This is a genomic window from Nocardia glycosmidis, assembly GCF_052545115.1.
Window position 1 is genome coordinate 21,276 of sequence record NZ_JBQWRH010000007.1, and the last position, 23,077, is coordinate 44,352.

The 23,077-nt window shown below is 64.8% G+C and carries 21 protein-coding genes; 5 read left to right on the plus strand and 16 right to left on the minus strand.

Translation table 11 applies throughout. The features are described 5' to 3' along the window. Positions 1-15: 15 nt before the first annotated feature. The 4 genes from ACT86A_RS10775 to ACT86A_RS10790 all read right to left on the minus strand — a co-directional run bounded on the left by ACT86A_RS10775 (position 16) and on the right by ACT86A_RS10790 (position 4,275). Positions 16-999 carry an NmrA family NAD(P)-binding protein gene (locus ACT86A_RS10775; protein WP_445091913.1) on the minus strand — a complete coding sequence of 328 codons (984 nt, stop codon included), beginning with the start codon at positions 997-999 and terminating at the stop codon, positions 16-18. A 59-nt stretch (positions 1,000-1,058) separates the two neighbouring features. Continuing rightward, on the minus strand, positions 1,059-2,252 hold the full coding sequence (locus ACT86A_RS10780) for an acyl-CoA dehydrogenase family protein (RefSeq protein ID WP_445091914.1): 1,194 nt from the start codon (positions 2,250-2,252) through the stop codon (positions 1,059-1,061). Positions 2,253-2,261: 9 nt separating this feature from the next. Further along, on the minus strand, positions 2,262-2,777 hold the full coding sequence (locus tag ACT86A_RS10785; RefSeq protein WP_445091915.1) for a quercetin 2,3-dioxygenase: 516 nt from the start codon (positions 2,775-2,777) through the stop codon (positions 2,262-2,264). Positions 2,778-3,234: 457 nt separating this feature from the next. Next, the gene (locus ACT86A_RS10790; RefSeq protein WP_445091916.1) at positions 3,235-4,275 is read right to left on the minus strand and encodes an AraC family transcriptional regulator; all 1,041 of its coding nucleotides are present in this window, start codon (positions 4,273-4,275) and stop codon (positions 3,235-3,237) included. Between the two features lie 379 nt (positions 4,276-4,654). Here ACT86A_RS10790 and ACT86A_RS10795 point away from each other — a divergent pair, with 379 nt between their 5' ends. Further along, a complete protein-coding gene (locus ACT86A_RS10795) occupies positions 4,655-5,455 on the plus strand; it encodes an enoyl-CoA hydratase/isomerase family protein (protein WP_445091917.1) in 801 nt (266 codons plus the stop codon). A gap of 471 nt (positions 5,456-5,926) precedes the next feature. On the opposite strand, the gene ACT86A_RS10800 is transcribed toward ACT86A_RS10795, so the two are convergent. The 10 genes from ACT86A_RS10800 to ACT86A_RS10845 form a co-directional block, all read right to left on the minus strand. Continuing rightward, complete coding sequence (locus ACT86A_RS10800; RefSeq protein ID WP_445091918.1) at positions 5,927-6,250, minus strand: putative quinol monooxygenase; 324 nt, start codon at positions 6,248-6,250, stop codon at positions 5,927-5,929. A gap of 114 nt (positions 6,251-6,364) precedes the next feature. Continuing rightward, positions 6,365-6,877, minus strand: coding sequence for a YbhB/YbcL family Raf kinase inhibitor-like protein (locus ACT86A_RS10805; RefSeq protein WP_445091919.1), 513 nt, complete (start codon positions 6,875-6,877; stop codon positions 6,365-6,367). 29 nt (positions 6,878-6,906) lie between these two features. Beyond that, positions 6,907-8,556, minus strand: a complete 1,650-nt coding sequence (groL, locus tag ACT86A_RS10810; RefSeq protein WP_445091920.1) for a chaperonin GroEL — start codon at positions 8,554-8,556, stop codon at positions 6,907-6,909. 45 nt (positions 8,557-8,601) lie between these two features. Continuing rightward, positions 8,602-9,627, minus strand: a complete 1,026-nt coding sequence (locus ACT86A_RS10815) for an NAD(P)-dependent alcohol dehydrogenase (RefSeq protein WP_445091921.1) — start codon at positions 9,625-9,627, stop codon at positions 8,602-8,604. Next, on the minus strand, positions 9,624-10,319 hold the full coding sequence (locus ACT86A_RS10820; RefSeq protein ID WP_445091922.1) for a metal-sulfur cluster assembly factor: 696 nt from the start codon (positions 10,317-10,319) through the stop codon (positions 9,624-9,626). The genes ACT86A_RS10815 and ACT86A_RS10820 overlap by 4 nt, the downstream gene beginning before the upstream one ends. Position 10,320: 1 nt before the next feature. Further along, on the minus strand, positions 10,321-11,319 hold the full coding sequence (locus ACT86A_RS10825) for an amidohydrolase family protein (RefSeq protein ID WP_445091923.1): 999 nt from the start codon (positions 11,317-11,319) through the stop codon (positions 10,321-10,323). Positions 11,320-11,466: 147 nt separating this feature from the next. Continuing rightward, positions 11,467-11,817, minus strand: coding sequence for a propane 2-monooxygenase effector subunit MimD (gene mimD, locus ACT86A_RS10830; RefSeq protein WP_445091924.1), 351 nt, complete (start codon positions 11,815-11,817; stop codon positions 11,467-11,469). Beyond that, the gene (locus tag ACT86A_RS10835) at positions 11,817-12,950 is read right to left on the minus strand and encodes an aromatic/alkene monooxygenase hydroxylase subunit beta (protein ID WP_445091925.1); all 1,134 of its coding nucleotides are present in this window, start codon (positions 12,948-12,950) and stop codon (positions 11,817-11,819) included. Before ACT86A_RS10835 ends, mimD begins: the two co-directional genes overlap by 1 nt. A 28-nt stretch (positions 12,951-12,978) precedes the next feature. Continuing rightward, the gene (locus ACT86A_RS10840; RefSeq protein ID WP_445091926.1) at positions 12,979-14,028 is read right to left on the minus strand and encodes a 2Fe-2S iron-sulfur cluster-binding protein; all 1,050 of its coding nucleotides are present in this window, start codon (positions 14,026-14,028) and stop codon (positions 12,979-12,981) included. Between the two features lie 114 nt (positions 14,029-14,142). Beyond that, complete coding sequence (locus ACT86A_RS10845) at positions 14,143-15,801, minus strand: ferritin family protein (RefSeq protein ID WP_445091927.1); 1,659 nt, start codon at positions 15,799-15,801, stop codon at positions 14,143-14,145. A gap of 142 nt (positions 15,802-15,943) precedes the next feature. Here ACT86A_RS10845 and ACT86A_RS10850 point away from each other — a divergent pair, with 142 nt between their 5' ends. From ACT86A_RS10850 to ACT86A_RS10865, 4 genes are all read left to right on the plus strand, one after another. Next, positions 15,944-17,701, plus strand: a complete 1,758-nt coding sequence (locus ACT86A_RS10850; RefSeq protein ID WP_445091928.1) for a sigma-54-dependent Fis family transcriptional regulator — start codon at positions 15,944-15,946, stop codon at positions 17,699-17,701. 354 nt (positions 17,702-18,055) lie between these two features. Next, positions 18,056-19,141, plus strand: coding sequence for an S-(hydroxymethyl)mycothiol dehydrogenase (locus ACT86A_RS10855; protein WP_445091929.1), 1,086 nt, complete (start codon positions 18,056-18,058; stop codon positions 19,139-19,141). Then, entirely contained in the window at positions 19,138-19,770 is a 633-nt protein-coding gene (locus ACT86A_RS10860; RefSeq protein ID WP_445091930.1) for an MBL fold metallo-hydrolase, read from the plus strand. Before ACT86A_RS10855 ends, ACT86A_RS10860 begins: the two co-directional genes overlap by 4 nt. A gap of 86 nt (positions 19,771-19,856) precedes the next feature. Next, the gene (locus ACT86A_RS10865) at positions 19,857-21,152 is read left to right on the plus strand and encodes a LuxR C-terminal-related transcriptional regulator (RefSeq protein ID WP_445091931.1); all 1,296 of its coding nucleotides are present in this window, start codon (positions 19,857-19,859) and stop codon (positions 21,150-21,152) included. 2 nt (positions 21,153-21,154) lie between these two features. Here the strand turns inward: ACT86A_RS10865 and ACT86A_RS10870 are convergent, their stop codons facing one another. Together ACT86A_RS10870 and ACT86A_RS10875 are read right to left on the minus strand one after the other, a co-directional pair. Next, entirely contained in the window at positions 21,155-22,039 is an 885-nt protein-coding gene (locus ACT86A_RS10870; RefSeq protein WP_445091932.1) for a 3-hydroxyacyl-CoA dehydrogenase family protein, read from the minus strand. Between the two features lie 8 nt (positions 22,040-22,047). Next, positions 22,048-22,830, minus strand: a complete 783-nt coding sequence (locus tag ACT86A_RS10875) for an enoyl-CoA hydratase/isomerase family protein (RefSeq protein ID WP_445091933.1) — start codon at positions 22,828-22,830, stop codon at positions 22,048-22,050. Positions 22,831-23,077 lie beyond the last annotated feature (247 nt).

Genomic DNA, 23,077 nt, shown 5'->3' on the forward strand with positions numbered 1-23,077 from the left:
CCGAACTCATCCGGCCTACGCGTTCTGCGCCAGCGGTGAAACATCCCCGAGGAAGAGCTGCTTGCGCTCCTCGAAGAATTCGCGAAGTGTACGCGGTTCGCGGCCCAGCAGGTGGCGCAATTCGTCGGTCACGATGAATAGCGTTTCCTCCTTCTGCTCGTTCTCCGAGAAAGCCAGGAACCAGTCGAGTACGGCAGGGCCGTACTGTGCGGTGATGAGTCCCCCGACTTCGGACTTGTACCTTTCCGGATCGTCCTCGTAGGTGATCTCGACACCCAGAACTTCCGTCATCAGGTCGGCGACCTCGGAGAACCTGATCCGTTCGTTGCCGGTGATGTGCCGCATGTACCCGTCGTGGTCGCGATTGTGTGGCCGCAGCAACAGCTGTGCCGCCGCTTCGCCCACGTCGCGAGGGTCGACGAACAAGGAACTGCGGTCGTAGGGCGCCGCCAGCACTCGGCGGCTCAGCACCGGCGGCAGCCACACGGTGAGGAAATCGTCCATGAAGTTGGCAAAGCAGTTCAAGAAGGTCACCGGCAGACCCGAAGCGTTCAAGACCGCTCGTGCCTGCTGGTACTGCAATGACGGCCCCGGTGCGTCACGCAACGGCGTGCGCAGCTCGTTGACGGTATTGATGCCGATCGTCACGCCGACGAGCTTGACCAGATGCGGCTGCGTTCCAGCCGCGTGCGCGGCGGCGCACACATTGATCATCGCCTGGCGCTCATCGATCCTGAAGTCCGGCGTGATCAGGAATGCCGCGTCGACGCCGTCGAACGCCGCGACCAGGCTCGGCAGGTCGGTGTAGCTCGCCTGCACGACCTCGGCCGAGGGAAAGCCGGCCTTCAGTTCAGCGGCCTTCTCCGCGGAGCTCGTGGCGATCCGCAATGCCGGCGCATTGTCGGCGGCCGCGATCGCCGCGGCCGCCGGGCCCCCCACATGACCACTGGCACCGAACACAAGAATTCGTTCAGGTGCGGGTCGAATGTCTTGTTTCATCAAATATCCTGCCATTGTGCGATTCGTGCGTTGATCGGAGACTGGGCTCGGTGTCGGCCTCATACCAGCGGTGCGACGACTTCGCTACTGCCGACCAGCGCCTTACCGTGGATCTCATAGCCCAGCGTCGGGGTGAGCATGCCGTGGCTGGTGGCGGTGTTGACATCACGCCACATCCGCTGGAGGGGATTGGCTTCGGCGAAGGCCGCGGTCCCGTGCGCGTTCATCAGGATCTGCATCGCTTCGCGTAACTGCTGGCAAGCGAACCCGACCGAAGCGCGGAAGCGGGCATTGTCGGCGGGTTCCATTACGATCCGCCCGGTGGCGGCGTCGTGGAGATCACGGGAAAGACGCGCGATGAACAGCCGCGCGGTGTCGATCTTCAACGCTGCCTCGGCAACTTGGATCTGAAACCCGGTGGACGCACTCTGCGAAGGGAAAGTGCTGTAGGCGATGCCACGCTTGTCGGCAAGCTTCAGCACATATTCCAGCGCACCCTCGGCCACCCCGAGCGGAGTACCGGCCAGTCCGAGTTCGAGGCTGGGAGCGAGCGGAGTGCGGTACAGCGCCTCGTCCCGGTACTCGGTGGCGTAGTCGCCGGCCAGAGCCTTGGTGACGGACAGGACACGGTGGTCCGGTACGAAGTAGTCGTCGAGCACCAAGGTATTGCTCGCGGTCCCGCGCATCCCGGCGACGTTCCACGTCTGCTCGACGGTGCCGTCGGCGACCGGGACCAGCGCGGGCCCGAACTCCGGGGCAGCCGGGTCAGCGATGATCGGCATCATCAGCAATGCCCAACCGGCCTGTTCGACACCGGACAGGAAACCCCACCGTCCCGAGATTCGGTAGCCGCCATCGTCGCGGGTCACCTGAGACGCCATGGCTTGCGACGCGCACACGCCGATATCAGGGTTGTGCTCCCAGACCTCGCGCTGCGCCTGCTCGCCGAACATGCCCACCAGCAGCGCGGTGCCGTTGATGTTCTGGGTCACCCACGCGGTGGAGCCACACCCGCGGGCCAACGTCGCGCTGATCGCCACCAGCGTCTGCAGCTTCTGCTGCTCCCCACCGAGCCGTTTGGGCACACACACCCGCAGCAACCCGGCATCGACAACCTGCCGGTAGACCTCAGCAGAGATATGACCGCTGCGGTCGACCTCCGCGGCGTGCTCGGCCAGGGTCGGCACCAACGCCTCCGCGGCACTGATCAGCCGCAATGCGTCGTCATCCAATCCGACGTGCAGTTCATTCACGGCAGCCACCTAGTCCGTCAGATCGGTCGGCCGCATGCCGGGAGCGCCGAGAAACTGCACCCCGTACTTCTTGGCCGCCATGGCCAGCTTCGCCAGCACCTCCGGGTCCAACGCCATCGGCTCGGGCAGCCGGCGCTCGGTGGCAGGCGTCGAGATCTCCCGCGTGTACCCTTCGAACCCGGCCGGCGACGTGATCGCGAGCCACCGGGCCGGAACATCGGAAGTCACCGAATAACAGTGCGCGACGTTGCGCGGCATCAACGCGTAATCCCCGGGCTGCAGAGCTCGGGTCTGATCACCCACCCAGATGGTCAGCTCACCGTCGATGATCAAAAACGCCTCTTCCTCTTCGGTGTGCAAATGCAATGGCACCTCGTCACCGGGCGGCCCGAGCATCTCGAAAATCGCATACGCGCCACCGGTCTGCTCGCCCCCGGCGATGATATCGACCAGACTCGACCCGAACCACACGGTTTCCCGCTCACTGGCGGTCACCAACACGACCGATTCCTGTTTTTCATCCATGGATCGCTCCCTATATCAACTGAGATCCGCACGGCTCTTCTCTACGTGGAAGGCCAACGTACCTACCGATCCGTAGTTGCAATATCCACATAACGGCCGGATTGTCCATTCGTTCTACCTGGCGTGCTCATTTTCCGGACACGACGCCGATCTGGACAATGCGTACGTATTGTGGCTATTCGACCGGTCTGCGCAGCGCTACTATCGAAAGCCGCAATACTTTCCATCCACGTGCAGGAGAGCAACCGTGCCCCAAGCGCCGGTCGGCATCGCGGCACCCCTGGCTGGTTCCTCGAGCATTCCGATACCAGAACGAACTGCGCGCCACGGCGTCGCTCGGTGTAGCGCGTCCGGCAATCACCGGCGAGCATCGCAATTCCGGAAAACTCTAGCCGGCGAACGGTTCCGGAATGCAAATCCGATAGGCAGAATCCGGCAGACCAGGACATTTCTCCGGTTACCGTCGCAATGTCTGCGATGGCGACTCGCCGAATCGCCTGCGGTACTCCACAGAGAACCGACCGAGATGCATGAAACCCCACGTCAGCGCGATATCGGTCACGCTGGCGCCAGACCCGGGATCCGCATTTATCAGCGCCTCCCGGGCCCGGTTGAGCCGTATTTCGCGGAGGTAGGCCATCGGCGAACAGCCGAGGAGATCATGAAACCCTTTCTGCAGGGCCCGGACAGTCACGCCGGCGTCGGTGGCGAGTTCCTCGATAGTGAACGGCCGCTCGGGATAGGCTTCGATGCGTTCCAGGACCTGCCGCACCGGACGCGGTGCCCCGGGGACTTGTTCAGCTTGCAAGGCAGCGCTGTAGTTATGGCGATGTGCGAGCAGCAGACCGGTGAGAACGAGGCTCTCGATCTGCGCGGCCACCAACGGGTGCTCCAGCAGCCCCCCGCTGCGCTGCGTCTCGGCGAGAAGCAGATCCAGCGACGCGCGCCAACTTCGGCTCCGGCTCGTCCGCAGGTCCATGCCGAGATCGAAGATGATCGGCTCGAGCACGGGCCGGCCGATCAGCGATTGGAGATGCCGCTGGAGATGATCCGCTTCCACCCGCAGGGCGATCTGCACACAGTCGGGCGCCATCTTCATTGTGATACCCCGTCGGGGATCGGGCAGCGAAGCGAGTTCCGGTGTCGACAGCGCCTTCTCGCGGCCGGACACGACCAGCGCGGATCCCCGCAAGGGCAATTGCAGGATATAGAACGGCCGCTCCGGCGCGTCTGCCTCGATCCGAACGGCGGCCCCGTACTCGATCCGCAGCAGCGTGAGCTTGTTGACGCTGACCGCACTGAAGCTCGCATCGATGACCGATGGCTCGACCAAACCGACGCGATGATCCGTCAAAAAGCTCGCCACTGCCGTCCGGAAAATATCGAGATCATCGGTGTGAATGAGATGCTGCTGCGGGACCGATGTTCCAGCGAGGTTCACTGCTTTCTCACTCTCCCCCGCGAGGGGCCGGCTACCGTGGCGATCCCGCGTCGACATATTTCCATTCAGCGGGCACATCTGCCGGCGATCGGTGCAGCTGGTTCACCACTCGCAACGGCCTGGTCCCGCCCGGTGTGAATGCGGGACAGCCTGCGGCGATTTTCTTTGCAAGATCATCCATCGCGTTCTCCTCTTGCCGGGAAGCAAGGCTACAACCTCTTCGGAATTTGCGCTATCCACCAAGCGGCATGACTATCCACTCTGTGCGGAAGAGTGTGCGCACCGCTCTCAACAGCGCCGACTCGGCAGCTTCGCCTTGACCCGGCTCCCAAGCACTCAGTACGTTGAGGTCTCTGACACCACCGCGATCATGAGCGAAATCATCAGCCGTTGAACCGAAATGGGATCGATCGTGGTTCGCGAAAAGGAGCCTCACATGGTCGACTACACGACCTTGCGCGTCGAACGGCCGTGCCCGGGGATCGCGCTCGCCTATCTCGACCGGCCCACTCGGCTCAATGCCATCACCTTCGACATGTTCGACGAATTCGTCGAGCTGCAACGAGAAATCGAGGCGGACAAGGACGTTCGAGCCTTGATCCTCACCGGCAGCGGACGTGGGTTCTGCGCCGGGCTGGACCTGGATCAGGCGGCGACCTTGCCGGATATGTCCGCGGCGCAGATGCTGCGTGGCCAGCAGTCGTGGGCGCGGTCGGTCTCGGGCTTCACCCGGATGGCGACGCCGGTGATAGCCGCGATCAACGGCCCGGCCGCCGGGGCGGGGCTGAGCCTGGCGCTGGCCGCCGATATCCGAATCGCTTCGGCCACGGCGAAATTCAACGCCGCGTTCGTCCGGATCGGACTCTCCGGCGGCGATCTCGGCACGTCGTGGGCGCTGCCGCGGCTGGTCGGATTCGGTCGCGCCGCCGAGATCCTGTTGACCGGACGGTTCGTCGACGCGTCGGAAGCATTGCGGATCGGATTGGTCACCGACATCTGCGAACCGGAGCACCTGATCGACCGGGCACTCGAGATCGCCGAACAGATCCGGAGCAACAGCCCGGTCGGCACGGCGCTCACCAAGGAGGTGATCCACACCAACGTCGACGCCGCGTCGCTGGAGGCGGCGCTGGAGCTGGAAAACCGCAATCAGGTGCTGGCCACCCGGACCGCGGACATGCGCGAGGCGCTGGCGGCGTTCCGCGACAAGCGCTCGCCCCAGTTTGTCGGGGAGTGAGGTATTCCCACCGGTCGGCCCACGCAGCGCCGGTTCTCGACTGCGCCGGCCAGGTGACGGCGGATGGCTCGGTACACCCGCCGACAGCGAGGAAACCCGACGCGCGGGTGGCCGAACAGCAGTCGTTCGGCCACCCGCCCACACCCCCCGGGCCACTCGCCCGCACCCCCGGCAAGGTGCGGGCGAGCGTCGTCATCGGCGATGGAGGATCGTCCGCGCGGTATTCATCGGCTCGGCGGCGGATCACTTGGTCGGCGCACCGTCCGCCACCCCACAGGCCGGCCCCGGATGAACCAATTTTGATGTGGACCTGCTCAGGCTGGGAGTTCAAGCGCATTTCGGCAACGGCTGCAGCAGCCGGCACCACAATGCCCCCAGCCGGCCGATTTCGGTGCCGCCGCCTTCGCGCTCGCTCAGTCGCTCGACGACGGCGATGTTGTCGTCCCGCGCCGCGACCGCACAGCGATCCGGCTACGCGACCGTCATCTCCCCCAGCTCGGACCATCCGGTCGCATCGATCGACTGGCTGATGATGCGGGGGGTGGCTGCGAGGGCTTGCGGCAGCTCGGTCATCGCCGTTCGGAAATGCTCGCTGGTGACATGGTCACGCCCCGCATCGGCGTCCCGGAACCCTTCGACGAGGACGAATTCCGCAGGATCGTCCACGCTGCGGGACCAGTCGAACCACAGGTTGCCCGCCTCGGACCGAGTCGCGGCGGTGAACGGCGCGACCAGGTCCAGCCATCGGTCGGTCCATTCGGGCTTGGTGCGGAACTTCACGACGATGAAGATCATTTCGGTCCTTTCACAAATCGTGGGCGTCCAGTCGAATCGGGTGCCGGGCTGCCGCGACACAGCCCAGCCCCGGCCACCGCAGGCGGTGGCCGGGGAAACTGGACGCGATGTGGCTCATGGATGTTCACAAGCAACAGTAATCGTCGTGCGATCGATGGTGTGCCGCTGCACCATCAGGTCGAGGAAAGCGGAGCTGGCCTCGTCCGAGATGTTCAGCCTCGGCACATCCACCGCATGCACGGTCACGACGTAGGACCGTGCACCGCTGGAGGGTGAAGGTACCCCTCCGACGTACCGCCGTAACGCGAAGTCGTTGACCATGTGACGCGCGGGGCGTGGCAGCCCGCGGCCGGTCGGGTGCCCGGCATCCGTGCGCAGTTCGGTGACTCCGGGCGGGATGTCCACCATCGCCCAGTGACACAGGCCCCACGCGGTCGGTGTGCCCACCGACCGGTCGTGCATCGTGACCACGTAGCTCTCGGTGTACATCGGGCCTCCCCACCACAGCAGATGCGGGGAGATGTCAGCTCCACCGGCACCCAGCAGCGCACTCAACTGCGGGGTGTCCAGCTTGCTGCCATCGGCGACGTCGTCGGACACCAGGGTGAATCGCGAACGGCGGTTCATCACGACCCCTGAGTTCAGTAGATGTTGGTTCAGTAGATGTTGGAGGGCCGCACCATACCTTCGGCCAGATCACCGAATCCGGGCGCGATGATCGCGCCGGGGTTGACGACGACCTCTTCGACGATGAGCGTTTCGGTGGTCAGCAGTAGAGCCGCGATCGAGGCCGCGCTCTGCAGCGCCGAGCGCGTGACCTTGACCGGATCGATCACGCCGGCCTCGAACATGTTCACGTAGGCATCGGTGACCGCGTTGAAACCGTGTCCGACCGGAAGTTTCGCGACATTCGCGACCGTCTCGTCACCGTCGTACCCCGCGTTGATGGCGATCCAGCGCAGCGGTTCTTCGACCGCACGGCGCACGATCTCCCGTCCCTCGGCGGCATCGCCGGTGAGTTCGAGCAGGTCCAGGGACTCCTGAGCCTGGAGCAGTGCGGTGCCGCCGCCGGCTACGACGCCCTCCTCGATCGCCGCGCGGGTCGCCGAGAGGGAGTCCTCCACCCGGTGCAGCTTCTCCTTGAGCTCGACATCGGTGGCGGCTCCGACGTGGACCACCGCGACGCGGCCGGACAGGCGAGCGATCCGCAACTGCAGACTGTCGCGATCGTGGTCGTTCTCGGCGCGTTCGAGTTCGCGCTCGAGCTGACCGATCCGGGCCAGCACCTCGGCGGGAGACCCGGCGCCGTCGACAACGGTGGTGGACCGTTCGGTGACGGTGACCTTCTTCGCCCGTCCGAGATGTTCGATGCGCACGTTCTCCAGCGCCAGTCCGGATTCGTCGCTGACCACGGTGCCGCCGAGCAGGACCGCGAGATCCTCCAATTCCGCAATGCGGCGGTGACCGAATCCGGGAGCGCGAACCACCACCGATCGAAATGTGTCGTGAACGTTGTTGGTCACCAGCATGTTCAGTGCGGGGCCGTCCATGTTCTCACACAGCACCAGCAGCGGACGCTTCGCTCGCTGCAATTGCTCGAGCACCGGCATGAGCGTCTGGACCGTCGAGATCTTCTGGTTGGTGAGCAGGACATAAGCATCCTCCAGCACCGACTCCATACGTTCCTTGTCGGTCACGAAGTAGGGCGAAAGATAGCCGTGATCGAATTCGAGACCGTCGACATAGCTCAGGCTGAGCCCCAGTTGCGGCCACTCCTCGACGGTGACGACGCCATTCGCGCCTACGCGGTCCAGCGCGGCGGCGATGACATCGCCGATTCCGGAGTCGTTGTTGGCCGACAGCATGGCGACATGGCGCAGATCGTCGACTCCGTCGACGGGGCGGCTGCGCTCGCGCAGCACCTCCACGACCGCCTCGGTGGCCCGCTCGATACCGCGTTTGAGCTGAATGGGATTCGCGCCGGCTTCGACCGCGCGCAGCCCCTCGCGCACCATCGCCTGGGCCAGCACCGTAGCGGTCGTGGTTCCGTCGCCCGCGACGCCGTTGGTTTTGGTCGCCACTTCCTTGACCAACTGGGCTCCCATGTTGGCGAAGGGATCCCGCAATTGGATCTCCCTCGCGATGGTGACCCCGTCATTCGTGATCGTCGGGGCGCCGGTGAGCTTTTCCAGCACCGCATTGCGGCCTTTCGGGCCCAACGTCACCTTCACCGCGTCGGCGAGGGCATTGACACCCGCCTCGAGCCGTCCGCGGGCGTCTCCGCTGAAACGTAATTCCTTTGCCATGTCGCACGCACCTTTTCCTGAGATAAAACGATGGATCAGCCCCGGTCAGGGCACGAGAATCGCCCGGCCCCTGACTTGTCCGGCGTCGAGATCGCGCAGCGCCGTGGCGAAGTCGGCGAGGCGATATTTTGTGGTGTGCAGGCGCACCTTGTCCTGCGCCGCGAGCGCCATCAGCTCGACCAGGTCGTTGTACGAGCCGACCAGGTTGCCGATGAAATTGATTTCGGTGGAGATGATGTCGATCGTCGGCACCGAGAGCACGCCGCCGTAGCCGATGACGTAGTAATTGCCCGCACGGCGCAGCATCGCCACGCCTGCCTCGATCGCGCCGCCCTCACCGACGAAGTCGAGCACTGCCTCGGCGCCGTGGCCGCCGGTCAGCTCCCGCACAGCCTCCGCCTCGTTTCCGTCGGCGAGCACGGTGTAGTGCGCGCCGATTTCCGCGGCCAGCGCCAGCGCCTCCGAAGACCGGTCGACGACAATGGTTTTCGCGGGTGACAGCGCGGTGAATACCTGAATGCCGATATGGCCGAGTCCACCCGCACCGATCAGCACGGCGGTGTCGCCCGGCCGCAACTGCCGAGCCGCCTTGGCGACCGCATGATAAGCGGTGAGTCCGGCGTCCGCCAGGGCGGCGACATCGGCCGGCGCCAGACCGCGATCCAGTTTCACCACCGACCGGGCAGTAGTGCGCAAGTATTCGGCATAGCCGCCATCGGTGTCGATACCCGGAAATTGCGAACTCGCGCAATGCACGTCGTCACCGTCACGGCAGGCCCGGCACAGTCCGCAGGTGATCAGCGGGTGCAGAATCACCGGATCTCCGACAGCCACATTGGTGACTGCCGCGCCCACCGCCTCAACCCAGCCCGCGTTTTCGTGACCGATCGTATAGGGAAGTGCGACACCGCTTTTGCCAGCCCACTGGCCCTCGATGATATGCAGGTCGGTGCGGCACACCCCGGCGCCGCCGATGCGGACGATCACGTCCAGCGGGCCCTCGATACGCGGGTCCGGAACCTCGACAAGTTCTGGTTTGGATTCGTAGGCAGGCAGTTGCACAGCCTTCATAGCGTTGCTCCTTCTCGATCGCCGTATCTGGTCGCGAGCAGACCACGGCAGAAATGTGCGTTGCCCTCGATGCTCACCCGCACCGTGCGGGCGAACCGCAGGTATTTCGTGACCTCCTGCGGCGCGATGGCCTGGCCGAATTCGTCGACCAGGAGCGGGTCCCCGGCCTGCCAGCCGAGTCCGATTCCGGCGCGGCGCCGCCGCAGCGACTCCCGATCCGGTCCGTCGGGGACATCGCCGAGTCGCAACTGATCCGGCGCATCGGGCAGCGCCGCGGCCGCTCCCAATGCCCGGATGACGCGCTCCAACGCGGCGATATACGCCTTGCGCAGGAAGCGCACGCGCAACTCGCCGAGTTCGGCGGCGGCCTGTGCCGGGAAGCTGCCGACGAACCCGGCGGCGGCCGCGACGCCGGCGTTGATCTCCTGCGCGGCAAAGTGGTCTTCCAACTCCACCGTGACCGCCGTGACTCCGTCGGCCGAGCCCACCGCGTCATGGGCATCGGCGACCATCAGGTAAGCGAAGTTCGGCGCACAGAAGTACGTCGGCAACCGCAACCGCACCCGCGCCTCGCCGTTCTCATCGACCCGGACCTCGGAGACGAATCGCAGCGCCGTGACCGATTCATCCAATTCCGGGTCGCGCACCGTGTCCAGCGCGGCCCAGACTCGATCGACGACAGACGCGGCCATCTCACACCACCGCCGGGTCCGAGACCTCGAGGCCGGCCGGCACCTCTAGCCCGTACATCTTGGCCGCGTTCAGCCCGAGAATCTTCTTCTTCTGCTCGACAGTGATCGGCGCGTACTCGGTCATGTCTTCCGGAATCTGGAAGTCGACGAACTTCTCCACCAGCCACTTCGGCGTCCACAGCGCGTAGTCGCTGGAGAACTGGATCCGGTTCTCATCCAGCCAGTACAGGAGTTCGCCGATGATCTGCGCGAAATACCGGGGTCGCGTGTGGATGAACGGCATGGCCACGGCGAGCCCGGCGTGCACATTCGGTTCCTGGGTGGCGATCCAGCAGAAGTCTTCCAACCGCGGCAGCCCGCAGTGCTCGACGATGAAGTTCAACTCCGGAAAGTCGGTCGCCACGGTGTCGACGTCGGCGACGTCGAAGGCATCGCGGTCCAGGGGACGGATCGTCGGGCCCTTGTGGATGTGAATATTCTTGATCCCGAGTTCCTGGCACGCCTCGAAATAACGGTAGGACCACGGATCGTCGAGCTTGTATCCGCGCGAATCGCCCTGCCATTCGGCAGTGTAGAGCTTGACACCCTTCAGGCCGAACCGTTCGGCGTCGCGGCGCAGCTGTTCCAGACCTGCCGCTTCGAAGCGGGGATCCCAGTTGTGGTTGTAGGTCAGCTTGTCCGGATGCTGTTGGGCCAATGCGAATGCTTCTTCGGTCTGTCCGAACCCGCTGTAATAGAACTCGCCGAGCCGGGCGGGCTGGAAGATCGCGTGATCGACGTAGCCGTCGACGAACAGGTCCTTCAGCAAGCGTTCGCCGCCCTGGTACAGGTACTCCTCGTAGGACCACAACTCCGTTTCCGGGCTCAGGTTGCGGTGGTAGTCGTAGAAGCAGTCGATGAACTGCTTGCCGTGGATATTGCGCTGGTTCTCCGGCCGAGCGTCCCACAGCGCGATGTGCGCGTCGACAATGAAGTACCGCTCGCCGTTCTTCTCATACATGCTGTCTCCGTTGATCTTTCGTCGTACTCGATGCACCGGGGTTGAGGGTCGAGAAGCTGATCTCCTCGACCCGCCACCCGGTGGCCTCCAGGCGGGCAATCGCCGCCTGGAGGCCACCGGTGGCATGACCCGCCGGGATCTTGCGGGTCATCGCACCGGTTTCAGGTCGAAATCGATGTATTCGGCGGCATCTTCGGGATTGGCGAACAACATGGTCCGGTCGTCGAAATGCACCATCCGGCCGTAATGGGTGGACATGATTTCTTCGAAATCGGACTGGTCGAACGGTGCGCCGAGCGCGTCGGTGATCTCATCGAAATCGAAGATGAGTACACCGGTGCCGTCGACGCGGATCATCGACGGGTATTCGGTGATCGCGACGCCGTCCTTGCTGCTCATCACCTCCGCGACCACATAGCCGTTCTGATTGTTCATCAGCGTGACGCCGCACTTGTTGGACGAGCCCACGCCCGCGCCGAATTCCATAGCGGTACTCATCAGGACAGCTCCTTGATCTGATCGAGGTCGATCTTCAGGTCGAGGTCGGCCAGCACACTGCGCAAGCCGGCCTTGGCAGCCTCGAAAGACTGGGCGAACGGCACGGTGCGTTCCTGCGGATGCGACCAGATCGGCTGCAGTTCGCGGGCCGCCGTGACGCTCAGCGGCACCCACTTCGCCAGCCATTCCCCCAGCAACTCACGGTTGTGCTCACCGTGCAGGTCATCGCGGGTGAGCAAGGTGAACAGCGCCCGGGTGTAGGCCAGGTCGCGGTTGTAGTCGTTCTCGCCGGATCCGACCAGGCCCGGGGTCACGTAGTCGCCGTTGCGCGCGGAGATCTGCATGACGAGGTGGCTGCGGAACAGCACCCCGACCAGTTGCTCGAAGACGACGTTGGTGGCGAAAACGGCCTCTGCCCAGTCGTCGGCGGCGGTGAGCAGCTCGACATTGCGGCGCACGCCCTGCCAGGCCGGATCCTCGTGCCACACGGTGCGGTGCGACTGGCCGTCGAAACCATCCAAGGATTCGCTCAGGTCGAGGTTGTAGAGCGCGAGGTCCTGGGCGAAGCGCAGCTTGTGCGCGCTGTTGACGGCGACGGCGGTGTTGATCATGTTCGTCGGGCCCGAGCGCTGGACCGCGGTGAACACATGCAGCCCCAAGCCGTTTTCCGCATGCATCCAGGCACCGAGGTTGCGTTCGACGAACCGGGCCCAGCTCGGCGTCCACGAGCCGTAGGCGTCGGCCAGTTTGGCGTTCTCGAGGTTCTGCTGGACCTGCCGCACCACGTTGGCGTTGTTGCGGTAGATCGTCTGCTCCCACTCCTCGTTCGGATCGCGGAAGCGATGCCAGTCCGAGGATTTCAGCGCCGTCCACTCTTGCGGGTACCCGCCGGGACCGTCGGCGAAGCCGTAGATCCAGCCCTGGGTCAGGTGGCGATCCGGATCGGGCTGGACGTCGAAGGTGACGTCCTCGTAGGTGGTCGCCCGCAACTTGGCCGGCGTGAAGTAGTTGTAGGAGCGGCTGTTCGAGCTCGGGAATTCCAGCGCGCCGGCTTCGGCATCGGTGAATTGTGGTTTCGGGAAGCTACGCGGCGGTTTGGCTTTCGCGGATCGTTCGGTGGCGGGTGCGCTCATCTTTCGGTACTCACTTTCTCTGGCGGACCTACTGCGAAACCGCAGTCGTGAACTTGTCGAAATGGATGCGCTCTCGGGGCACGCCTTTGCCGTCGAGCAGAGCCAGCGCGGCGTCCACCATCGGCGGTGGCCCGCACAGGTAGACGTCGGTGTCGGACAGATCGGCTTCGCGGCGATCGACCACATCGGTGACGAATCCGAAGTCGCCGTCACGGACGCCGATCGCGTCCCAATCGGCAGCGGTCTGTTCCGACAGCGCGGGTACGAAGGCGAAGTCGGCCAGACCGGTGGCGAGCTCCGCGATCTCCGGGAGATAGAACAGGTCGGTTTCGGTGCGGGCACCGTAGTAGAACCGGACCCGCCGGCCGCTCTCGATCTCCGCGAGATGGCGCAGCAGCGCCAGAATCGGAGCCATACCCGCGCCGCCGCCGATGCAGACGATGTCACGCGTGGCATCGGGTTTGATCGTGAACGATCCGTACGGTCCGCGCAGCTCCAACTCGTCGCCGGCGACCAGCCCGTCGGCCAGCAGCGCCGAGAAGCGCCCGCCCGGATAGCATTTGATGATGAACTCGATGCCGTCGGACGTAGTGGGCGTGGTCGCCATAGAGAACGAGCGGTGCTCGTCACTGCCGGGAATCAGCACCTCCGAGTACTGCCCCGGTTTGAACTCGTAGCGGCCGGGTTCGATCGGAGCGAGCTTCAGCGAGACGATGTCGTGCGTGAGTGCCGCGATTTCGATGATTTTCGTCCGAACCTGCTGCAGTGGAACTGCATTGTGCAGCTCGTCCTCATCGAAGTTGATCAGTTCGATCTCGCAGTCGCTGTAGGCGTGCGCCTTGCACAGCAGCACATAGCCTTCCTCGCTCTCGTAGTCGGCGAGGGCGAAGGTGGAGTAGCGGTCCATCTGCACATCACCGTCGAGCAGGAACGACTTACATGCCGAACACTGGCCCTCGCGGCAGCCGTGCATCAGCGAAACGCCTTGCCGGAACGCGGCATCGAGGATGGTCTCGTCCTCGGCGACCTCGATTTCGAGATCGACGGGTTCGAATCTGATGCGATGGGTTTCACCCATGGGAATCTCTTCTCTGCGAGTGCGCGGGGGCCCGGTGGCGGCTGCGAGCGTGCGGTCGCGCCGCCACCGGGTGGGCCGGACTGCCCGGGGCCACCTGAGCAGTCCGGCCGGCTCTCATGCGGGTGTCGGGACCGCGGCGGGGCGCCCACCCGGGCCGCCCGCCTTATAGGCGGCGACGTGCGCGTCGCGTTCGGCGTCGGACATCTCGTTGAGCAGCACGTTCGGGCTCTGGAAGTTGATGCCGCGCAGGTCGTCCAGCGTCCAGAGTTTCTTCTGGTCGTCGAGCTCGAGATGCGGCTGCGGAATCAGCGTCTTGCCGTCGTCACGGACGTATCCGAGCTTGGCGACGATGTCCGCGAGATCCTGGTTGTGGTGCAGGGTCTCCCATTCCCGATGACCGGTCAGGCGGCCCATATTCGGCGTGGGCCTACCCTCGTATTCGGCCCGGAACGCCTTGATGTCGGTCCACGCGCAGGTCTCCGAGCAATAGGTGCGCCACTGACCGTCGACCTTTTCGGTCACCATGTCCTCGCGAATCACGCAGGGCACCATGCACGTCCAGCACCGGTGCGGGTACTGGTAGTCGACATTCTCGAACGCGATCGGCTTGTTCCGGCCGGGGTAGCGCATCCGGTTGTAGTTCTCCCACCACTTGCCGTACTTGCTGTACCAGCCCGGGTACTTGTCCTCGAACCACTCGAAGTCCTGGTCGGTCATCGGGTCGATGCGCCAGTAGTTGACCGGCCAACCGGTGGCGAAGAACTGGGCGACCTCGTGGATATAGCCCTTGTTGACGATCCGGTTCCACGCCTCCTCCACCAGATCGTGCGGGATGTTCAGGCCGTACTTCTCCAGTGGGATGAGGTAGCTGCGGTAGTAGTCGTCGTAGATCCAGCGCCGCCACATTTCGGCGTAGCTGTCCCGATCCTTGCGGCGGTCCTTCGTGCCGTATTCGATGAAGGTGCCGATGGCGGCGTCGACTACGCAGTGGTTGTTCCACCAGGCGTAACGCAGATCGCGCTCCAGCAGCTGGCGGTTGTCCTCGTCGGCCAGCGCCATCAGCAGGATCGAATAGCCGTTGGAGATGTGCCGCGATTCGTCGGACTGGACCGAGTGGAACACCGTGGGCAGCAGGTAATCGCCATTGGCTGCCGCCTCCGAGGGCATCGCCACGAAAAGCGTATTGGTGAAGGCGGTTTCGGCCACGACCGTCAGGTAGATGTTCGCCGCGGTGATGGCATCGCCGGTGATGAAGCCCTCGCCGAACTGACGCCCGATGGTGCCGGCGTAGTTGTTGGCGAACCCCTTCTCACTGATATCGAATCCCGCGGGATCGATGTAGTGGTTCATGTAGAGGCGCTTGAGGTTCATCTGGATGGTCGAGTGGCGAACCTCGTCGATCATCTGCACGGCCAAGCCGTTGTGGATTTCCGGGTTCGGCACGGCGTCGATGGCCATCGGCATCGCGCGGGCGGCCGAGATCTCCGGGAACGGGATGATCGACAGGAACAGCTTCTGCCACTCCATCCACCGCTGCTGCACCTGACGGAACATGTTGCCGCGGATTGCGCCGTCCATGGCGCCGAAGACGCGGTTGTCCTTCTCTTCTTCCATCGGGAAGTAGGAGCGCAGGATCTGCTTGAGCGGATCCTTCTTGGGCGCCTTGTCGAAGGTGTAGTCGGTGCCGAACCGGGTCGCCGGGGTCGCGAAGGTCGGTTCCCACGACAGTTCGGTGATCTTCTTGTGAGCCTTGCTCAAGCTCTGTCTGCTCAATGTGTCCTCCTGGGTGGAGCCATCCGTGCTGTGACCTATGACACCGTTCGAATCATGCCTAGTGCGTCTCAAGTTGAGATCTGTCTCACATTGAGATGGAGTAGCCTTGGCGCCGTAGCGAAGAAGACGAGGTGGAACGACGATGTACACCCCCGACAGCAGTCGGTTGCGCCGCGCGCGCGAACAATTCCTGTCCGACGGCCGGGCCGACGAGGCATCGGTGGACGCCACAGTGCTCGATTCCTGGCACCGTTCGATGGCCCTGCGGGTTCATCCCGACCGCGTCGACCCCCCTTTCGTGCGCGAACCCGATCTGGATGCCCCGCTCGCGATCGCGGCACTGCCGGTGGTGCGCCGGCTCGCCGACGACCTGGCGGCGCAGACGGTCAGCGTCATCCTCACCTCGGCCGACGGCTTGGTGCTGGAACGGGTTACGTCCGAACCGGCCATCATGCGCGCGCTCGATGAGGTGCAACTGGCGCGCGGCTACAGCTACGCCGAGGAATTCGTCGGCACCAACGGCATCGGCACAGCACTGGCTACCGGACGCCCCACCCTCATCTTCGGCGACGAGCACTATCTCGGCCCCCTCGGCAGCCTCGCGTGCGCAGGAACACCGATCCGTGATCCGATTTCCCGAAGGATCGTCGGTGTGCTGGACTTGACCTGCTGGGCCGGCCGGTCCGATCCGCTGCTGCTGGCACTCGCACGATCGGCGGGCAGCCAGATCGAAGACCGAATGAGCGCACTGGCAACCGAAACCGAAGCCGCGCTACTGGAGGCATACCTGCGCCAGTGCCGGCGCTATCCCTCCGGAGTCGTGGCCGTAGGCGATGACATCGTATTGATGAACCGGTACCTGCGGCATTCGCTCGACACCCGCGACCAGAATGTCGTCCTCGAACACGCCACAGATCTGCGGCGGCTGTCCAGCGGCACCGCGGTCAACGTGCTACCCAGCGGACGAGTCGCGAAAATGACAGTGGCCGAACGCATCAGCGTTCGCCGCGACCGCGTCGACATCATCGTGCACGTCGGGATCGCCCACGATTCGTCGGTCCAGACTGCCGGTCATCGAGTCCAGGCGCCGCCGATACCTGGCCTGGCCGGTCGCAGCAGCTCATTGCGGCGCAGCGCACAGCAGGTCGAACGCTGTTGCACCGACCGGGACTGGGTCGCCCTCGACGGGGAACCCGGTTCGGGCCGTACGAAACTCGCCGAAATGGTGGCCCACCATGTCCGGCCCGACCGAACCGTGCGGGTGTTGCGCATCCGCGGCCGCACCACCGCCGACCATGTGCTCAGCGCGCTCACCGCCGCGACCGCCGAAGACGATTTCGACATCGTTCTCGCCGACATCGACCGGCTCCCCGACGACGTCATCGAGCCGCTGTCCACCATCCTGCAGTCCTGCGCCGGGCGCGGCTGGATCGCCGCGACCATGACCTCCACCAACCATTCCGCGGTCGCCGAGGCACTGCTGCTGCCATTCTTCATGCACACCGTCACCGTGCCCGCCCTGCGGCACCGCATCGAAGACCTCGACGAACTCGTGCCGCACTTGCTGCGCGAACTCACTCGCGACCGCGATGTTCGGTTGTCGTCCGCCGCATTTCGTCAGCTCACCCGATTGCCCTGGCCCGGCAACGTCACGCAACTGCGGCGCGTGCTGGCCGAAACACTGACCCGGCAACGGTCCGGCGTCATCCCAGCGGAAAAGCTGCCGCCCGAATGCCATTCCCTCATCCGGCGCACCCTCACCCCGCTCGAAGCGATGGAACGCGACGCCATCGTCCGCAGCCTGCAGGACAATGGCGGCGACAAACAGGCGGCAGCACAGGCCCTCGGTGTCTCCCGCGCCACCATGTACCGCAAGATCAAAGATTTCGGCATCGCTTGACGATCACCCGAGATACCGCAATCGCGATCCGTCCGCGCCTCGGCTTCCGCTCCGGGCCCCGTCGTCGCCGACGGATCAGCTGCAGCACGCGCGAGCAGCAGCCGCGAGTCGGCGGCGCTACTCTCGCTTCGGATCGCACTCCAGGCATCGGACAGTGCCGGCCACCAACTCGCCGCGGAGGTTGTCCGAACGCCTGGCCGCGATCTGCCCGGCCGCGATCCGCCCAACCTGATCGAAGGACGAGAAATTTCCCAACTTTCGACTAGTTCGCCGAGCGGTCGAACGACGATACTGTCACACTTGCATGCGTCTGAGCGCATGTTTACGCCGTCGATTCCGGAGGAACAAACCCCAATGCCCCAGCAGGTACAAGGCGTTATCGCACGCTCCAAGGGCGCACCCGTAGAACTCGTCGACATCGTGATTCCGGATCCCGGTCCCGGTGAAGTGGTGGTGGCGATCGCGACCTGCGGGGTATGCCACACGGACCTGACCTATCGCGAAGGCGGAATCAACGACGAGTTCCCATTCCTGCTCGGCCATGAGGCAACAGGCACCGTGGAGAGCGTCGGGCCGGGAGTCGATTCCGTGGCGGTCGGCGACGTCGTCGTCCTGAACTGGCGTGCGGTCTGCGGTCAGTGCCGGTCCTGCAAGCGGGGTCGGCCGCAATACTGCTTCAGCACGTTCAACGCGAAGCAGAAGATGACACTGGTCGACGGCACCGAGCTGACGCCCGCGCTCGGAATCGGCGCGTTCGCGGAGAAGACCCTCGTCCACGCGGGGCAGTGCACCAAAATCGACCCGACCGCCGATCCGGCCGTGGTCGGACTGCTCGGATGCGGAATCATGGCCGGCCTCGGCGCCGCGTTGAATACCGGTGCTGTCGGGCGTGGCGACTCGGTCGCGGTCATCGGTTGTGGCGGTGTCGGTGATGCGGCGATCGCGGGAGCCCGTCTTGCCGGCGCCTCGAAGATCATCGGCATCGACCGCGACGACACCAAACTCGCCTGGGCGAAAGAGTTGGGCGCGACGCATACGATCAATTCCGCCGACACCGATCCGGTGGCCGCGGTGCAGGAACTCACCGGCGGCTTCGGCGCCGATGTCGTGATCGATGCGGTCGGTCGTCCTGAAACCTGGAAGCAGGCGTTCTATGCCCGCGACCTCGCAGGGACCGTGGTCCTCGCGGGTGTACCGACACCGGATATGCGGATCGACATGCCGCTGCTGGACTTCTTCTCGCACGGCGGCGCGCTGAAGTCCTCCTGGTATGGCGACTGTCTGCCCGAGCGCGACTTCCCCGCGCTGGTGGACCTGTACCAGCAGGGCAGGCTGCCCCTCGACCGCTTCGTCACCGACCGGATCAAGATCGACGAGATCGAGGCGGCGTTCGACGCCATGCACGCCGGCAAGGTGCTGCGCTCGGTGGTCGTGTTGTGAGTGGGGACCTGCGCATCGACCGGGTCGTCACCGAGGGCGTTTTCGAACTCGACGGCGGCAGCTGGAACGTCGACAACAACATCTGGCTGATCGGCGATGACGATGAGGTCGTCATCGTGGATGCCGCACATGACGCGAAACCCATCGCGGAAGCCGTCGGGCAGCGCAATGTCGTCGCAGTGATCTGCACGCACGGCCACAATGACCACGTCACGTTCGCACCTCAGCTGGGCGCGGACCTGCACGCGCCGGTCCTGCTGCACCCCGGCGACGATCCGCTGTGGCAGATGACCCACCCGGGCAGCAAATACTGGCATCTTTCCGACGAACAGCGGGTCGCGATCGCGGGCACGCAACTGCAGGTCCTGCACACTCCCGGCCACTCGCCGGGTTCGGTCTGCCTCTACCTGCCCGAAGCCGGGGCCTTGTTCTCGGGTGACACGTTGTTCTCCGGCGGCCCCGGCGCCACCGGACGCTCGTACTCGGACTTTCCCACGATCATCGGCTCCATCCGCGAACGCATCTTCGCCCTTCCCGAGGAGACTCTGGTCTACACCGGACACGGCGGCGGCACCACAATCGCCGACGAAGCGCCCCACCTCGAGGAATGGATCGCGCGCGGGCACTGACGAACGCGAGTGATCGCCGGATCGACCGTGCACCTGGAAATCGAGGCCGGTCCGGCAGGGTGGATCAGCAGCCCTATCCTGGTGAGGTGCTGGTTGCTGTACGGTCGAGCGCCGAGTTCTTGCTCGAAATACGGAATGTGATCACCGGGCCGCTCTATGAGATCGCGGCCCGGTTCTCACGTTTTCTCGGTCCGATTCTGCCCCACGACGCGCTGGCGATATTCACTCTCGAATGCACGGGCAGACCACGCAAACTCGCCGGTGACCCGGAGATCGTCGGGCGTATCACCATCGAAGAACTCGAGACCCTCAAGCGATCCATGGTCCTCGATACCTACTTCGCCGGCGCGGCGCAGATCGGTGGCGCGGTGCGTGACATCCAGGCGGTGCGCGACCGCACCGACTCCCTGCTCGTACTCGTCCGCAAGAGCGGACAATACGCCGGCACGGAAACCGACACAGCGGCGCTGAAAGCGGCGTTCGGCATCGTCGCAACCTCGATCCAGCAGCAGGTCACCCAAGCCAGCCCCGACTATCTCGCCGAAGCGCGGGCAGCGTCCAGTGAGCGCGCCCGCATCATCGCCGAATTGAGCGAGACGCACGCGACCACCCTGGCGTCGATTCTCGCCACTTTGCGCTCCAACGATCTCGACGATCGCCGCTCACGAACCACCGCCGCGGAAACCGCATCGGCCGCGCTGGTCGACCTGCGCTCGGCAAACGACACCAACCGCACCTTGTCCGAGGAGGCGGTCACGACCGCCTTCGCCCGGCTGCGCGGCGAACTGCGCCCACTGCTGCGACACAGCGACGCGCAGGTCGAATACGTGGAACCGCCCGCTGACGGACGTCCGCTCCCGGGTGAAGTAGCGCATGCCGCACGCGCCCTGGTTCGGGCGATCGTGCTGGCCTTCGCGGCCCAAACGGCGATGACTCGATTGCGGATCGCCTGGGACTGCGACGGTTCGGATCTACTCATCGAGGTCCGGGATCAAGGCAACGGCGGCATCGACCGCCGCGCTCTGGCCCGCCAACTGTCCGGCCGGGTACGCACGCTGAACGGACGAGTCGATATCGAGGCCATCGACGGCTGGGGCAGTCGGGTGACGCTGAACCTCCCGCTGGACGCGGCACCCGCCGGCCACCCCGACGACCGACGACTCACCGCGCTGAACCCGCGTGAGCTCGAAGTGCTGTCGTATCTCACCATCGGCAACCGCAACAAGGCGATCGCCGATGAACTGCGCATCAGCGAGAGCACGGTGAAGTTTCACGTCGCAGGGATACTCAAGAAGCTCGAAGTCGCCAACCGCAGTGCGGCAGCGGCGATCGGAATCAGAGCCGGCCTGGCGCCCGACAAGGCAACCCGCTCGTCGAAGTGATGTCAGGCCGGAGCAATCTTCTGCCCGCTCTCGTCGTAGACGTACCACCCGCGCCCCGTCTTGCGGCCGAGATCGCCGCGTTCGACCATCTCCCGCACGCTCTTCGACGGCGCATCGCGCGGGTCGCCGGTCTCGGCGTAGCGCGCTTGCTTCGTGAAATAGCCGATGTCGACGCCGGTCAGGTCCATCAGCTCGAACGGCCCCATCGGATACCCGAGGGCGGTGCGGCACGCGGTGTCGATCGCCTCCACGGAGGCGACTCCGCTCTCGTACAGGAAGACCGCCTCGTCGCGAACCGCGTTGAGGATCCGGTTCGCGACGAAGCCCGGGATCTCCTTGTCCAGCACGACCGGTGTCTTGCCCAAGCGGCGCACCAGCTCGACCGCCGCCTCGACCGTTTCGGACGTGGTCTGCGGTCCGGCCACGACCTCCACACACTTCATCACCAGTGCGGGATTGAAAAAGTGGACGTTGCAGACCAGACCGGGGCGGGCCGTGGCGTCGGCGAGCTTGGACGGCACGAAGCTGGATGAGTTGGTGGCCAGAATCGCGTGGGGCGGCGTCAGCCGATCCAGGTCGGCGAACAGCGAGCGCTTGATGTCGAGCTTCTCCACCGCCGCTTCGATGACGAAATCGGCTTCGGCGGCGAGTCCGGCCAGGTCGGTGCCGAAGGTGAGGCGTTGCCACGCGGCGTCTTCGTCGGCTCGGGACTGCCGCCCCTTGGCGACATCGCGGTCACTGCGCTCCCGCAGGTCGTGGCGGGCCGCCTCGATCCGCGTTTCGTCAATGTCATGACAGGTCACGGCCAGTCCGGCACGGGCGCAGACCAGGGCGATCTGAGATCCCATCGCCCCGGCGCCGACTACGAGTACACGCTGGATATCCATGAACAGACCTACTTTTCGGTGAAGGTTGGGGAACGTTTGCTCAGGAAGGCCTCGACGCCCTCTCGCTTGTCCTCGCTCTCGTAGAGCAGCGCCTGGGCGAGTCGTTCGACCACGAGGCCGCTGCGCTGGTCGACGTCCGCGCCGGTGCGCATGACCAACTTGGCCAGGCGTACGGCGAGCGGACCCTTCGCCGAAATCGTGGTCGCTACCTCGTGCGCCACCGCGAGGAGGTCGTCATCGCCGACGACTCGGGAGACCAGCCCCATCGACAGCGCCTCGGACGCTGACACGATGCGACCGGTAAGGATCATGTCGAAGGCCTGCCCGAGCCCCACGAGCCGGGTGAGCCGCTGGGTGCCACCGGCTCCCGGCAGGATCGCCAAACCGGTCTCCGGAAGACCGAAACGCGCGCTCTGTGCCGCAATCCTGATATCGCACGCCATAGCCAGCTCACAGCCTCCACCGAGGGCGAAACCGTTGACGGCGGCGATGGTCGGCTTCTCGAATGCCTCGATGTCGTCGAACAACCGCTGCATCCGGGACTGCAGAGCGGTCTGCTTGGTGTAGTCGCGCAACCGCTGGATGTCGGCTCCCGCGACGAAGGCGCGTCCGCCGGCACCGGTGAAGACAACCGCCCGCACCTCGGCGTCGTCATGCAACTGCGCGAGGGCCGAGCGCAGGTCGGCCTGGACCTCCTGACTGATCGCGTTGCGCACCGCCGGCCGGTTGACCGTGACCAGTGCGACGCCGTCGTTGTCCTCGACGATCAGGGTCTCGTATGTCGATCTCATCGCTTCGTTCATGATCTCCCTGAACCACGCGGTGTCATATGCCTGAATGTTGACGACCGTAATCATTACATAGCAGGGTCCCAGCGTGTCCAACGCGGATGCGGTAGCGATCCTGGCCGGCGACAGTCGCGGATCGAGTCCGCCTTCTGCGGATAGGTCGCCGCATACTGCGTGGTCGTTGGCACCCTCGGGAAGCCTTATGTCGCAAAATTGACGGTAGTTGAAAGTGCGTTATATAGTTCGGTCA

Bases quoted from the DNA above. Each gene is read 5' to 3' on its own strand.
- ACT86A_RS10775 (WP_445091913.1), bottom strand. From the start codon at position 999: ATGAAACAAGACATTCGACCCGCACCTGAACGAATTCTTGTGTTCGGT.
- ACT86A_RS10785 (WP_445091915.1), bottom strand. From the start codon at position 2,777: ATGGATGAAAAACAGGAATCGGTCGTGTTGGTGACCGCCAGTGAGCGG.
- ACT86A_RS10790 (WP_445091916.1), bottom strand. From the start codon at position 4,275: ATGTCGACGCGGGATCGCCACGGTAGCCGGCCCCTCGCGGGGGAGAGT.
- ACT86A_RS10795 (WP_445091917.1), top strand. From the start codon at position 4,655: ATGGTCGACTACACGACCTTGCGCGTCGAACGGCCGTGCCCGGGGATC.
- ACT86A_RS10800 (WP_445091918.1), bottom strand. From the start codon at position 6,250: ATGATCTTCATCGTCGTGAAGTTCCGCACCAAGCCCGAATGGACCGAC.
- ACT86A_RS10805 (WP_445091919.1), bottom strand. From the start codon at position 6,877: ATGAACCGCCGTTCGCGATTCACCCTGGTGTCCGACGACGTCGCCGAT.
- groL (WP_445091920.1), bottom strand. From the start codon at position 8,556: ATGGCAAAGGAATTACGTTTCAGCGGAGACGCCCGCGGACGGCTCGAG.
- ACT86A_RS10815 (WP_445091921.1), bottom strand. From the start codon at position 9,627: ATGAAGGCTGTGCAACTGCCTGCCTACGAATCCAAACCAGAACTTGTC.
- ACT86A_RS10820 (WP_445091922.1), bottom strand. From the start codon at position 10,319: ATGGCCGCGTCTGTCGTCGATCGAGTCTGGGCCGCGCTGGACACGGTG.
- ACT86A_RS10825 (WP_445091923.1), bottom strand. From the start codon at position 11,319: ATGTATGAGAAGAACGGCGAGCGGTACTTCATTGTCGACGCGCACATC.
- mimD (WP_445091924.1), bottom strand. From the start codon at position 11,817: ATGAGTACCGCTATGGAATTCGGCGCGGGCGTGGGCTCGTCCAACAAG.
- ACT86A_RS10835 (WP_445091925.1), bottom strand. From the start codon at position 12,950: ATGAGCGCACCCGCCACCGAACGATCCGCGAAAGCCAAACCGCCGCGT.
- ACT86A_RS10840 (WP_445091926.1), bottom strand. From the start codon at position 14,028: ATGGGTGAAACCCATCGCATCAGATTCGAACCCGTCGATCTCGAAATC.
- ACT86A_RS10850 (WP_445091928.1), top strand. From the start codon at position 15,944: ATGTACACCCCCGACAGCAGTCGGTTGCGCCGCGCGCGCGAACAATTC.
- ACT86A_RS10855 (WP_445091929.1), top strand. From the start codon at position 18,056: ATGCCCCAGCAGGTACAAGGCGTTATCGCACGCTCCAAGGGCGCACCC.
- ACT86A_RS10870 (WP_445091932.1), bottom strand. From the start codon at position 22,039: ATGGATATCCAGCGTGTACTCGTAGTCGGCGCCGGGGCGATGGGATCT.
- ACT86A_RS10875 (WP_445091933.1), bottom strand. From the start codon at position 22,830: ATGAGATCGACATACGAGACCCTGATCGTCGAGGACAACGACGGCGTC.